Below are 13019 nucleotides of genomic sequence, written 5' to 3' on the forward strand. Positions count from 1 at the left end.
CGTGGTCAAGGTCGGCGAAGAAATCGAAATCGTCGGTATCAAGATGGACGGCGACAAGCCGCACATCGACAAGACGATCTGCACGGGCGTTGAAATGTTCCGCAAGTTGCTCGACCAAGGTCAAGCAGGCGATAACGTTGGCCTGCTGCTGCGCGGCACGAAGCGTGAAGACGTCCAGCGTGGTCAGGTTCTGGCCAAGCCGGGCTCGATCAAGCCGCACATGAAGTTCACGGCCGAAGTGTACGTGCTGTCGAAGGACGAAGGCGGCCGTCACACGCCGTTCTTCAACAACTACCGTCCGCAGTTCTACTTCCGTACGACGGACGTGACTGGCTCGATCACCCTGCCGGAAGGCAAGGAAATGGTCATGCCGGGCGACAACGTGTCGATCAGCGTCAAGCTGATTGCACCGATCGCCATGACCGAAGGTCTGCGCTTCGCAATCCGCGAAGGTGGCCGTACGGTGGGTTCGGGCGTCGTTGCAAAGATCGAAGCTTAAGCCGGTACCTTAACGGTCCGCGCTTACGGGGGTCAGCTTTTGGCAGCTGACCTCTCTGCTGTTTTAGGGGTATAGCTCAACTGGCAGAGCGTCGGTCTCCAAAACCGAAGGTTGGGGGTTCGATTCCCTCTGCCCCTGCCAAACAACTGTCTGCAAGCTGGAAATGGCGAATTCTCCCGTAGAAACTGTACGTACGACTGGCGATAAGCTGCTGCTGGCTCTGGCCGGCCTGCTGGTCATTGCTGGCGTCGTGGCGTTCTACGCGTTGGAGCAACAAGCACTGTATGTGCGCGTTGCTGCCATCGTCGTCGTTCTGGCCATCGCAGCAGGTGTTGCATTGGCATCGCAAACTGGCAAAGGCTTCCTGGCTTTTGCCAAGGATGCGTATCGGGAAGTGGGTAAGGTCGTTTGGCCGACCCGTAAAGAGGCTGCCCAAACGACCGCGATTGTCTTCGCGTTCGTCATCATCATGGCGCTGTATCTGTGGATCAGCGACAAGACGATTGAGTGGGCAGTGTTCTCTTTGATTCTTGGCTGGAAGTGATATGTCTGATACCGGAGCTGCACCGAGCAAGAAGCGCTGGTACGTCATTCATGCCTACTCCGGCATGGAAAAAAGCGTAGCCAAGCAACTGCAAGAGCGCATTACGCGTGAGGGCATGCAAGATTACTTTGGTCAGATTCTTGTTCCGACCGAAGAAGTTGTTGAAACTACGGCTGGCCATAAGAAGGTCACCGAACGTCGTTTCTTCCCCGGCTATGTGCTGTGTGAGATGGAAATGACGGATGAATCGTGGCACTTGGTGAAGAACACCCCCAAGGTCACGGGCTTTATCGGCGGCACGGGCACGCGTCCGATTCCGATCCGACAAGCCGAAGTCGACAAGATCATGTCGCAAATCAAGGACGGGGTTGAAAAGCCGCGTCCCAAGACGTTGTTCGAAGTGGGCGAGCTGGTTCGAGTCAAGGATGGTCCGTTCACGGACTTCAACGGCTCGGTGGAAGAAGTGAACTACGAAAAGTCCCGCCTCCGTGTCTCCGTCACCATTTTTGGACGGGCAACTCCAGTAGAACTGGAGTTCGGACAAGTCGAAAAGATCTAAGAATAAAATGCGCCGGCGCGACGTCCGGCGCGTTTTTGCGTTGGTGACACCCGTCGCCGAGGAGCGTCAGTAGCCCGTTTTTGGTGAACGCGCGCTATGACTCAACCCCGAATATGCGCCACATATTCGTTCCGGAGTAAACCATGGCAAAGAAAATCATCGGCTTTATCAAGCTGCAGATTCCTGCAGGTAAAGCCAATCCGTCGCCCCCCGTGGGCCCGGCCCTGGGTCAGCGTGGCCTGAACATCATGGAGTTCTGCAAGGCGTTCAACGCGCAAACGCAGAGCCTCGAACCGGGTCTGCCGATTCCGGTGGTGATCACCGCCTTCGCGGACAAGAGCTTCACGTTCGTCCTGAAGACCCCGCCGGCAACGGTGCTGATCAAGAAGGCTGCCAACCTGCAAAAGGGTTCGGCCAAGCCGCACACCGACAAGGTGGGCAAGATCACCCGCGCACAAGCGGAAGAAATCGCGAAGACCAAGATGCCTGACCTTACCGCCTCCGATCTGGACGCCGCGGTTCGCACCATCGCTGGCAGCGCACGTTCGATGGGCATCACGGTGGAGGGTCTGTAATGGCTAAGATCTCGAAGCGTCAACAAGCACTGGCCGCAAAGGTCGACCGCAACAAGCTGTACCCGGTCGGCGACGCTCTGGCCCTGGTCAAGGAATGCGCAAGCGCCAAGTTCGACGAGTCGATCGACGTCGCCGTTCAACTGGGCGTCGATGCGAAGAAGTCGGACCAAGTGGTTCGCGGTTCGGTCGTTCTGCCGGCTGGTACCGGTAAGTCGGTTCGCGTTGCCGTTTTCGCCCAAGGCGAAAAGGCTGAGCAAGCCAAGGCTGCCGGCGCTGAAATCGTCGGTATGGAAGACCTGGCCGAGCAGATCAAGGCCGGCAACATGGACTTCGACATCGTGATCGCTTCGCCGGACACGATGCGTATCGTCGGTACGCTGGGTCAGATCCTCGGCCCGCGCGGCCTGATGCCGAACCCGAAGGTTGGCACGGTCACCCCGGACGTCGCTACGGCTGTGAAGAACGCCAAGGCAGGTCAGGTGCAGTACCGTGTCGACAAGGCCGGTATCATCCACGCCACGATCGGTCGCGCTTCGTTCGAAGCCGCTGCTCTGCAGCAGAACCTTTCGGCGCTGCTGGAAGCCCTGACGAAGTCGAAGCCGGCTTCGAGCAAGGGTGTCTACCTGCGCAAGATCGCCCTGTCGAGCACGATGGGCGTTGGCGTGCGCGTGGACCAGGCCAGCCTGTCGGCCTAAGCGATAAGTATCGCAATCGCAGGGTGATGGCGTCCCCTGCGATGGCTGAGATCCTGGAGATCGACAGCCTGTAGCAAAAGACTTTGGGCGGAAGCGGACTCTTCGGAAGACGCTTCCGGTTATCAAAGACCGTTGGCGGGAATGGGCATTCACTGACGCTCCCTTAATACGCCAGCCAACGCAGATGGCGAACCCGAACAAGTTATGCAGTCACACCGTCGCACGCGGGCAACCGGGCGCGAGGGTTGAAACTCCAGACATGTCGGTAAGCCGTTAGTGGAACGGCATCACCATGAGGTGATGTCAATTTTGGAGGTTAACCGTGGCACTTAATCTTGATGATAAGAAAGCCGTCGTGGCAGAAGTATCGGCGCAAGTCGCCGGCGCTTCGACCATCGTTGTGGCTGAATATCGCGGAATCACGGTTGGCGATCTGACGAAGCTTCGCGCCAATGCGCGTCAGCAAGGCGTCTACCTGCGCGTTCTGAAGAACACGCTGGCACGCCGTGCAGTGGAAAACACTGCATTTGCTGACCTGGCTGAGCAGATGACCGGTCCTCTGATCTACGGTATCTCGACGGATCCCGTAGCCGCTGCGAAAGTCTTGAACGACTTTTCGAAGGGCAACGACAAGTTGATCTTGAAGGCCGGCTCGTACGACGGCAAGGTGATGGACAAGGCAGGCGTGCAAGCGCTGGCCTCGATCCCGAGCCGCGACGAACTGCTCGCGAAGTTGCTGGGTGTCATGCAAGCGCCGGTTTCCGGCTTTGCTCGCGTCCTGGCTGCCGTGGCAGAGAAGAAGCAAGCGGAAGCTGCTTAATTCTCTCCCCGGTTACACGATCGCTGACTTCGGTCCGAACACAATCTAGGAGTTTTACAAATGGCAATCACGAAAGACGAAATCATCGAAGCCGTAGGCGCGATGTCGGTTATGGAACTGAACGACCTGGTCAAGGCGTTCGAAGAAAAGTTTGGCGTGTCGGCTGCCGCGATGATGGTCGCTGGCGGTGCTGCTGGCGGCGGTGCTGCTGCAGCTGCTGAAGAGCAAACCGAATTCAACGTCATCCTGGCAGAAGTCGGTGCAAACAAGGTCGGCGTCATTAAGGCCGTCCGCGAAATCACCGGCCTGGGCCTGAAGGAAGCCAAGGATCTGGTTGATGGCGCTCCGAAGGCTGTCAAGGAAGGCGTCGACAAGGCTGCTGCTGAAGAAGCCAAGAAGAAGCTGGAAGAAGCCGGCGCCAAGGTCGAAGTTAAGTAATTCGACTCTGCGCGTAGGGAAGGCTGGCGACGAAATGTCGTCAGCCTTTTTGTGCTTTCAGGAGATGTAAATCCCAAAAGCGGGATTTCAAATTCGAAAGCGGGCTTGAAGCTAAGCCAAGTGGTTGAAATTGAAGTGATTTCGCTGTGTCTGGTGTGACTTGCACGGTTTCAAACGGGTGTTCGCCCAATGAAACGAGTCCAGGGACATGCGATAGCGGCCGACGTGCCGCACTGGGGAAGTAAGCGAGAGGCCAAAGAAAAAATCGCGACGGGAAGCGTATTCGATGCGTTATGCATCGGCCCGTGACGGTTTTCTCTTTGTCTTCTGAAGCGACTGCAGAAGGCAAGTTTGGTCGGGCGACGGGCAACACAGGCATCCGTCGCCGTCAGCCAGCGGTTGGTAGCGGCCAACCACCAAGCTCGTTGCTCCGCGGCAAGCCCGCCGTGGGGGACGTCTGGTCTCAGTCGATGAACACCCGTTGGCGATGCCTGCCGTCGTCGTCAGCGTAGTGATTCGGAGATCGTAATGCACTATTCCTTCACCGAGAAGAAACGCATTCGCAAGAGTTTTGCGAAGCGTCCGACCGTGCACAAGGTGCCGTTTTTGCTGGCCACCCAGCTCGCCTCGTACACATCGTTCTTGCAAGCCGATGCGCTTGCATCGGAGCGGAAGCCGGAGGGTCTGCAAGCAGCCTTCTCCTCCATTTTCCCGATCGTTTCTCACAACGGGTTCGCACGCCTGGAGTTTGTCAGCTATCTGCTTGGCACGCCTGCGTTCGATGTCAAGGAATGCCAACAGCGCGGCCTGACCTTCTGCTCGGCCCTGCGCGCCAAGGTTCGTCTGGTGATTCTCGATAAGGAATCGCCGAATAAGCCGGTAGTCAAGGAAGTCAAGGAACAGGAAGTGTACATGGGCGAAATTCCGCTCATGACCTCGACGGGTTCCTTCGTCATCAATGGCACGGAACGTGTCATCGTCTCGCAGCTGCACCGTTCGCCGGGCGTGTTCTTCGAACACGACAAGGGCAAGACGCACAGCTCGGGCAAACTGCTGTTCTCCGCGCGTATCATCCCCTACCGCGGCTCGTGGCTCGACTTCGAATTCGATCCGAAGGACATTCTGTACTTCCGCGTTGACCGCCGTCGCAAGATGCCGGTCACGATCCTGCTCAAGGCCATCGGCCTGACGCCGGAACAGATCCTCGCGAACTTCTTCGTGTTCGACAACTTCAAGCTGATGCCGGAAGGCGCACAGATGGAGTTCGTGCCGGAGCGTCTGCGCGGTGAAGTGGCTCGCTTCGACATCACGGATCGCGAAGGCAAGGTCATTGTCCAGAAGGACAAACGCGTCAACGCCAAGCACATCCGCGACCTCGAGAACGCCAACACCAAGTTCATCTCGGTGCCGGAAGACTATCTCCTCGGCCGTGTGCTCGCGAAAAACGTGGTCGATGGCGACACCGGCGAAGTGATCGCCAACGCTAACGACGAAATCACCGAAAGCGTGCTGCTCAAGCTGCGCGAGTCGGGCGTGTCGGACATCCAGACGCTGTACACGAACGATCTGGACCAGGGTTCGTACATCTCGGCCACGCTGCGTATCGACGAGACCGCCGACAAGACGGCTGCGCGTATCGCGATCTATCGCATGATGCGCCCGGGCGAGCCGCCGACCGAAGATGCGGTCGAGGCGCTGTTCAACCGTTTGTTCTACAGCGAAGAAGCGTACGACCTGTCGAAGGTGGGGCGTATGAAGTTCAACCGTCGTGTCGGCCGTGACGAAGTGCTCGGACCGATGACGCTGGACGACGACGATATTCTCGCGACCATCAAGATCCTCGTGGATCTGCGTAACGGCCGCGGCGAAGTCGACGACATCGACCACTTGGGTAACCGTCGTGTGCGTTGCGTCGGCGAACTGGCAGAGAACCAGTTCCGCGCCGGTCTCGTGCGTGTCGAGCGCGCTGTGAAGGAACGTCTGGGTCAGGCCGAGTCGGAAAACCTGATGCCGCACGACCTGATCAACAGCAAGCCGATTTCGTCGGCCATTCGCGAATTCTTCGGTTCGTCGCAGTTGTCGCAGTTTATGGACCAGACCAACCCGCTGTCGGAAATCACGCACAAGCGTCGTGTTTCCGCACTGGGCCCGGGCGGTCTGACGCGCGAGCGTGCGGGCTTTGAAGTTCGCGACGTGCACCCGACCCACTATGGCCGCGTGTGCCCGATCGAAACGCCGGAAGGTCCGAACATTGGTCTGATCAACTCGCTGGCACTGTACGCTCGCCTGAACGAATACGGCTTCCTCGAGACGCCGTATCGCAAGGTGGAAGACGGCAAGGTCACCGACCAGATCGACTACCTGTCGGCCATTGAAGAAGGTCGTTACGTGATCGCCCAGGCGAACGCGTCGATCGGCGCCAGCGGCGAACTCACCGACGAACTCGTGTCGTCGCGTGAAGCCGGTGAAACGCTGATGGTCACGCCGGACCGCATCCAGTACATGGACGTGGCACCGTCGCAGATCGTCTCGGTCGCAGCCTCGCTGATTCCGTTCCTCGAACACGATGACGCGAACCGCGCATTGATGGGTTCGAACATGCAGCGCCAGGCCGTGCCTTGCCTGCGTCCGGAAAAGGCGGTCGTCGGTACGGGTATCGAACGTACGGTGGCCGTTGACTCGGGTACGACCGTGCAGGCGTTCCGTGGCGGTGTGGTCGACTACGTCGATGCAGGCCGTGTGGTGATTCGCGTGAACGACGACGAAGCCGTTGCCGGTGAAGTCGGCGTGGACATCTACAACCTGATCAAGTACACGCGTTCGAACCAGAACACCAACATCAACCAGCGTCCGATCGTGGAAGTGGGCGATAAGGTTGCGCGCGGCGATGTGATCGCCGACGGCGCGTCGACCGACCTGGGTGAGCTGGCGCTGGGTCAGAACATGCTGATCGCGTTCATGCCGTGGAACGGCTACAACTTCGAAGACTCGATCCTGATCTCGGAACGTGTCGTCGCGGAAGACCGTTACACGTCGATCCACATCGAAGAACTGAACGTTGTCGCTCGCGACACGAAGCTCGGACCGGAAGAAATCACGCGCGACATCTCGAACCTGGCGGAAGTGCAACTGAGCCGTCTGGACGAGTCGGGCATCGTGTACATCGGTGCAGAAGTCGAAGCCGGTGACGTGCTGGTGGGCAAGGTCACGCCGAAGGGCGAAACCCAGCTCACGCCGGAAGAAAAGCTGCTGCGCGCGATCTTCGGCGAGAAGGCTTCGGACGTGAAGGACACCTCGCTGCGCGTGCCGTCGGGCATGAGCGGCACGGTCATCGACGTGCAAGTGTTCACGCGTGAAGGCATTCAGCGCGACAAGCGCGCTCAGCAGATCATCGACGATGAACTGAAGGGCTACCGCCTCGACCTGAACGACCAGTTGCGTATCGTGGAAGGCGACGCATTCCAGCGTCTGGAGCGTTTCCTGGTGGGCAAGACCGCCAATGGCGGCCCGAAGAAGCTCGCCAAGGGCACCAAGATCACCAAGGAATACCTGGCCGATCTGGATCGCTACCACTGGTTCGACATCCGTCTGGCAGAAGACGAAGGTGCGCAACAGCTCGAACAGATCAAGGAATCGATCGAGCAGAAGCGTCACTCGTTCGACCTGGCTTTCGAAGAGAAGCGCAAGAAGCTTACGCAAGGCGACGAACTGCCGCCGGGCGTGCTGAAGATGGTCAAGGTGTACCTGGCGGTCAAGCGTCGTCTGCAGCCTGGCGACAAGATGGCCGGCCGTCACGGTAACAAGGGTGTGGTCTCGAAGATCGTGCCGATCGAGGATATGCCGTACATGGCCGATGGCCGTCCGGCAGACATCGTGCTCAACCCGCTCGGCGTGCCGTCGCGGATGAACGTGGGTCAGATTCTCGAATCGCACCTCGGCTGGGCAGCGAAGGGTCTGGGCTGGCGTATCGGCGAAATGCTGCAAGCGCACACGAAGGTCCAGGAGCTTCGCAAGTTCCTGACGAAGATCTACAACGAGAGCGGTCAGCAAGAAGATATCGACAGCCTGTCGGACGACGAAATCATGTCGTTGGCACGCAACCTGCAGAACGGTGTTCCGTTCGCGACGCCGGTGTTCGATGGCGCGCATGAAGAGGAAATCCGTCGCATGCTGGATCTGGCGTTCCCGGATCACATCGCGAAGGAACTCGGCATGACCAAGTCGAAGAACCAGGTCACGCTGTTCGACGGTCGCACTGGCGAAGCCTTCGAGCGTACGGTCACTTGCGGCTTCATGCACATGCTCAAGCTGCACCACTTGGTCGACGACAAGATGCACGCACGTTCGACCGGTCCGTACTCGCTGGTGACGCAACAGCCGTTGGGCGGTAAGGCTCAGTTCGGTGGTCAGCGCTTCGGTGAAATGGAAGTGTGGGCACTGGAAGCTTACGGCGCATCGTATGTGCTGCAGGAAATGCTGACGGTGAAGTCGGATGACGTGACGGGTCGTACGAAGGTGTACGAGAACCTCGTTAAGGGCGATCACGTGATCGATGCCGGCATGCCGGAATCGTTCAACGTGCTGGTCAAGGAAATCCGTTCGCTCGGTATCGATATCGACCTGGAGCGCGGTTAATCGCGTTCAGGCAACAGGAGAAAGCAATGAAAGCTTTGCTCGATCTATTCAAGCAAGTCCAGCAGGACGAACAGTTCGACGCGATCAAGATCGGTCTGGCTTCGCCGGACAAGATCCGCTCGTGGTCGTTCGGTGAAGTGAAGAAGCCGGAGACGATCAACTACCGGACCTTCAAGCCCGAACGCGACGGTCTGTTCTGCGCCAAGATCTTCGGTCCGATCAAGGACTACGAGTGCCTTTGCGGCAAGTACAAGCGCCTGAAGCACCGTGGCGTGATCTGCGAGAAGTGCGGCGTTGAAGTGACGCTGGCCAAGGTGCGCCGTGAGCGCATGGGCCACATCGAACTGGCTTCGCCGGTCGCGCACATCTGGTTCCTGAAGTCGCTCCCGTCGCGTCTGGGCATGGTGCTCGACATGACGCTGCGCGACATCGAACGCGTGCTGTACTTCGAAGCATACGTGGTCCTCGAGCCGGGCATGACGCCGCTTAAGCGTTGCCAGATCATGACCGAGGAGGATTACTACAACAAGGTCGAGGAATACGGCGACGAATTCCGTGCCGAGATGGGCGCGGAAGGCGTGCGCGAGCTGCTGCGCTCGATCGACATCGACGCACAGGTCGAGCATCTGCGCGCCGAGCTGCAAGCCACGGGCTCGGAAGCCAAGATCAAGAAGTACGCCAAGCGCCTGAAGGTTCTTGAGGCATTCCAGCGCTCGGGCATCAAGCCCGAGTGGATGGTGCTCGAAGTCCTGCCGGTGCTCCCGCCCGAGCTGCGCCCGCTGGTGCCGCTCGACGGTGGCCGCTTCGCGACCTCGGACCTGAACGATCTGTATCGCCGCGTCATCAACCGTAACAACCGTCTGAAGCGTCTGCTCGAGCTCAAGGCCCCGGACATCATCGTGCGCAACGAAAAGCGCATGCTGCAAGAGTCCGTGGACTCGCTGCTCGACAACGGCCGTCGCGGTAAGGCGATGACCGGTGCGAACAAGCGCCCGCTCAAGTCGCTGGCCGACATGATCAAGGGTAAGAGCGGTCGTTTCCGTCAGAACTTGCTGGGTAAGCGCGTTGACTACTCGGGCCGTTCGGTGATTACCGTGGGCCCGACGCTCAAGCTGCATCAGTGCGGTCTGCCGAAGCTGATGGCGCTCGAACTCTTCAAGCCGTTCATCTTCCACAAGCTGGAAGTGATGGGCGTGGCCACGACCATCAAGGCCGCGAAGAAGGAAGTCGAGAACCAGACGGCGGTGGTGTGGGACATCTTGGAAGAGGTGATCCGCGAGCATCCGATCATGCTGAACCGCGCACCGACGCTGCACCGCCTGGGTATTCAGGCGTTTGAACCGGTGCTGATCGAAGGCAAGGCAATTCAGCTTCACCCGCTGGTTTGCGCGGCGTTCAACGCCGACTTCGACGGTGACCAGATGGCTGTCCACGTGCCGCTGTCGCTCGAAGCGCAGATGGAAGCGCGTACCCTGATGCTGGCCTCGAACAACGTGTTGTTCCCGGCTAACGGCGATCCGTCGATCGTGCCGTCGCAGGATATCGTGCTGGGTCTGTACTACGCGACGCGCGACAAGATCAACGGCAAGGGCGAAGGCCTGTCGTTCATCGACGTGTCCGAAGTGCTGCGTGCGTACGACAACAAGGAAGTCGAACTGGCTTCGCGCGTGAACGTGCGTATTACGGAGTACCTGGTCGACGCGGAAACGGGCGAGAAGACGCCGAAGATCACGCTGTATCCGACGACCGTCGGCCGCGCGATCCTGTCGGAAATTCTGCCGCCGGGCCTGCCGTTCTCGGTGCTGAACAAGTCGCTCAAGAAGAAGGAAATCTCGAAGCTGATCAACACGGCGTTCCGTCGTTGCGGTCTGCGCGAGACGGTGATCTTCGTCGACAAGCTGATGCAGTCGGGCTTCAAGCTCGCCACGCGTGCCGGTATCTCGATCTGCGTCGACGACATGCTCGTGCCGACGAAGAAGGAAGAGCTGATCGGCGAAGCGTCGAAGAAGGTCAAGGAATACGACCGTCAGTACATGTCGGGTCTGGTCACGTCGCAAGAGCGTTACAACAACGTCGTGGACATTTGGGGTGCTACCGGTGACGCCGTGGGTAAGGCGATGATGGAGCAGCTCTCGAAGGAAAAGACCACGGATCGCGATGGCAACGTCGTCGATCAGGAGTCGTTCAACTCGATTTACATGATGGCCGACTCCGGTGCTCGCGGTTCGAGCGCCCAGATTCGCCAGCTCGCCGGTATGCGTGGCCTGATGGCCAAGCCGGACGGCTCGATTATCGAGACGCCGATTACCGCGAACTTCCGCGAAGGCCTGAACGTGTTGCAGTACTTCATCTCGACCCACGGTGCACGTAAGGGTCTGGCCGATACGGCACTGAAGACGGCAAACTCGGGTTACCTGACGCGTCGTCTGGTCGACGTGACGCAGGATCTGGTCGTGGTCGAAGACGATTGCGGCACGAGCAACGGCGTGGCGATGAAGGCGCTGGTCGAGGGCGGTGAAGTGGTCGAAGCCCTGCGTGACCGTATCCTGGGTCGCGTGGCTGTGGCTGACGTCGTGAATCCGGAAACGCAAGAGACGGTGTACGAAGCCGGTACGCTGCTCGACGAAGACATCGTCGAGAACATCGAAGCGCTGGGTATCGACGAAGTGCGCGTGCGCACGCCGCTGACCTGCGATACGCGTTTCGGTCTGTGCGCACTGTGCTACGGCCGTGACCTGGGTCGCGGTACGCGTGTGAACGTCGGCGAAGCTGTCGGCGTGATCGCAGCACAGTCGATCGGCGAACCGGGCACGCAGCTGACGATGCGTACGTTCCACATCGGTGGTGCGGCATCGCGTGCGGCAGTGGCCTCGTCGATCGAAGCCAAGTCGAACGGTACGGTTCGCTTCACGGCAACCATGCGTTACGTGACGAACGGCCGCGGCGAGCAGATCGCGATCTCGCGTTCGGGTGAAGTCCTGATCACGGACGATCACGGTCGTGAGCGCGAGCGTCACAAGGTGCCGTACGGCGCGACGCTGCTGCAACTGGATGGCGCACAGGTCAAGGCCGGTGCCCAACTGGGTACGTGGGATCCGCTGACGCGCCCGATCATTACCGAACACGGCGGTTTCGCCAAGTTCGAGAACGTCGAGGAAGGTGTCACGGTTGCCAAGCAGATCGACGATGTGACGGGTCTGTCCACGCTGGTCGTGATCGATCCGAAGCGTCGTGGTCCGGCGTCGAAGAACGTGCGTCCGCAGGTCAAGCTGCTCGACGAGAACGGCGTGGAAGTGAAGATCCCGGGTACGGATCACCCGGTGACGATCGGCTTCCAGGTCGGCGCACTGATCACCATCAAGGATGGTCAGCAAGTGCCGGTGGGTGAAGTGCTCGCACGTATCCCGACCGAAGCGCAAAAGACTCGCGACATTACCGGGGGTCTGCCGCGCGTGGCCGAACTGTTCGAAGCGCGTGCACCGAAGGACGCCGGCATTCTGGCCGAAGTCACGGGTACGACGTCGTTCGGTAAGGACACGAAGGGCAAGCAGCGTCTGGTCATTACCGATCTGGACGGCAACCAGCACGAATTCCTGATTCCGAAGGAAAAGCAGGTGCTGGTGCACGACGGTCAGGTGGTGAACAAGGGCGAAATGATCGTGGACGGCCCGGCCGACCCGCACGACATCCTGCGTCTGCAGGGTATCGAAGCGTTGTCGCGCTACATCGTCGATGAAGTGCAGGACGTGTACCGCTTGCAGGGTGTGAAGATTAACGACAAGCACATCGAGGTGATCGTTCGCCAGATGCTGCGTCGTGTGCAGATCACCGACAACGGCGATACGCGCTTCATCATCGGCGAACAGGTCGAGCGTTCGGACATGCTCTACGAGAACGACGCCATGAATGCCGCGGACAAGCGTCCGGCGCAGTACGAGAACGTGCTGCTGGGTATTACGAAGGCGTCGCTGTCGACGGACTCGTTCATCTCGGCTGCATCGTTCCAGGAAACGACGCGCGTGCTGACCGAAGCCGCCATCATGGGCAAGAAGGACGACCTGCGTGGCCTGAAGGAAAACGTCATCGTTGGCCGTCTGATCCCGGCAGGTACCGGTCTGGCGTATCACAAGGCCCGCAAGGCCCGCGAATCGTCGGATCGCGAGCGTCACGACCAGATCGCTCTGGAAGAGGCATTTGCCCCGATCCCCACTTCGGTGGAAGAGCCGACGGCAGAGTAAGCCGGACGCAGGCGGC

General features: G+C 59.4%; 9 protein-coding genes and 1 tRNA gene. All 10 read left to right on the forward strand.

The window, feature by feature from the left end; all coding sequences use genetic code 11:
- The coding region (locus tag PCO31010_RS25990) for an EF-Tu C-terminal domain-related protein (RefSeq protein WP_246184781.1) at positions 1-499 on the forward strand (499 nt) is incomplete at its 5' end.
- A gap of 65 nt (positions 500-564) precedes the next feature.
- Positions 565-640 (forward strand) — tRNA-Trp (locus PCO31010_RS25995).
- A gap of 22 nt (positions 641-662) precedes the next feature.
- Complete coding sequence (gene secE / locus PCO31010_RS26000) at positions 663-1043, forward strand: preprotein translocase subunit SecE (protein WP_039393786.1); 381 nt, start codon at positions 663-665, stop codon at positions 1041-1043.
- Position 1044: 1 nt separating this feature from the next.
- A complete protein-coding gene (nusG, locus tag PCO31010_RS26005) occupies positions 1045-1602 on the forward strand; it encodes a transcription termination/antitermination protein NusG (RefSeq protein ID WP_039393784.1) in 558 nt (185 codons plus the stop codon).
- Positions 1603-1745: 143 nt separating this feature from the next.
- Positions 1746-2177 (forward strand): 50S ribosomal protein L11, encoded by a 432-nt coding sequence (rplK, locus tag PCO31010_RS26010; protein WP_039393782.1) that lies wholly within the window; start codon positions 1746-1748, stop codon positions 2175-2177.
- Positions 2177-2872, forward strand: coding sequence for a 50S ribosomal protein L1 (rplA, locus tag PCO31010_RS26015; protein WP_046290063.1), 696 nt, complete (start codon positions 2177-2179; stop codon positions 2870-2872). The genes rplK and rplA overlap by 1 nt, the downstream gene beginning before the upstream one ends.
- A 322-nt stretch (positions 2873-3194) precedes the next feature.
- Complete coding sequence (gene rplJ, locus PCO31010_RS26020; RefSeq protein WP_046290062.1) at positions 3195-3692, forward strand: 50S ribosomal protein L10; 498 nt, start codon at positions 3195-3197, stop codon at positions 3690-3692.
- 60 nt (positions 3693-3752) lie between these two features.
- A complete protein-coding gene (gene rplL, locus PCO31010_RS26025; RefSeq protein WP_150666799.1) occupies positions 3753-4130 on the forward strand; it encodes a 50S ribosomal protein L7/L12 in 378 nt (125 codons plus the stop codon).
- 528 nt (positions 4131-4658) lie between these two features.
- On the forward strand, positions 4659-8765 hold the full coding sequence (gene rpoB, locus PCO31010_RS26030) for a DNA-directed RNA polymerase subunit beta (protein WP_150666800.1): 4107 nt from the start codon (positions 4659-4661) through the stop codon (positions 8763-8765).
- 26 nt (positions 8766-8791) lie between these two features.
- Positions 8792-13003, forward strand: coding sequence for a DNA-directed RNA polymerase subunit beta' (gene rpoC / locus PCO31010_RS26035; RefSeq protein ID WP_150666801.1), 4212 nt, complete (start codon positions 8792-8794; stop codon positions 13001-13003).
- Positions 13004-13019 lie beyond the last annotated feature (16 nt).

This window comes from Pandoraea commovens, assembly GCF_902459615.1.
GTDB classification, from domain to species: domain Bacteria; phylum Pseudomonadota; class Gammaproteobacteria; order Burkholderiales; family Burkholderiaceae; genus Pandoraea; species Pandoraea commovens.

Bases quoted from the DNA above. Each gene is read 5' to 3' on its own strand.
- secE (WP_039393786.1), top strand. From the start codon at position 663: ATGGCGAATTCTCCCGTAGAAACTGTACGTACGACTGGCGATAAGCTG.
- nusG (WP_039393784.1), top strand. From the start codon at position 1,045: ATGTCTGATACCGGAGCTGCACCGAGCAAGAAGCGCTGGTACGTCATT.
- rplK (WP_039393782.1), top strand. From the start codon at position 1,746: ATGGCAAAGAAAATCATCGGCTTTATCAAGCTGCAGATTCCTGCAGGT.
- rplA (WP_046290063.1), top strand. From the start codon at position 2,177: ATGGCTAAGATCTCGAAGCGTCAACAAGCACTGGCCGCAAAGGTCGAC.
- rplL (WP_150666799.1), top strand. From the start codon at position 3,753: ATGGCAATCACGAAAGACGAAATCATCGAAGCCGTAGGCGCGATGTCG.
- rpoB (WP_150666800.1), top strand. From the start codon at position 4,659: ATGCACTATTCCTTCACCGAGAAGAAACGCATTCGCAAGAGTTTTGCG.
- rpoC (WP_150666801.1), top strand. From the start codon at position 8,792: ATGAAAGCTTTGCTCGATCTATTCAAGCAAGTCCAGCAGGACGAACAG.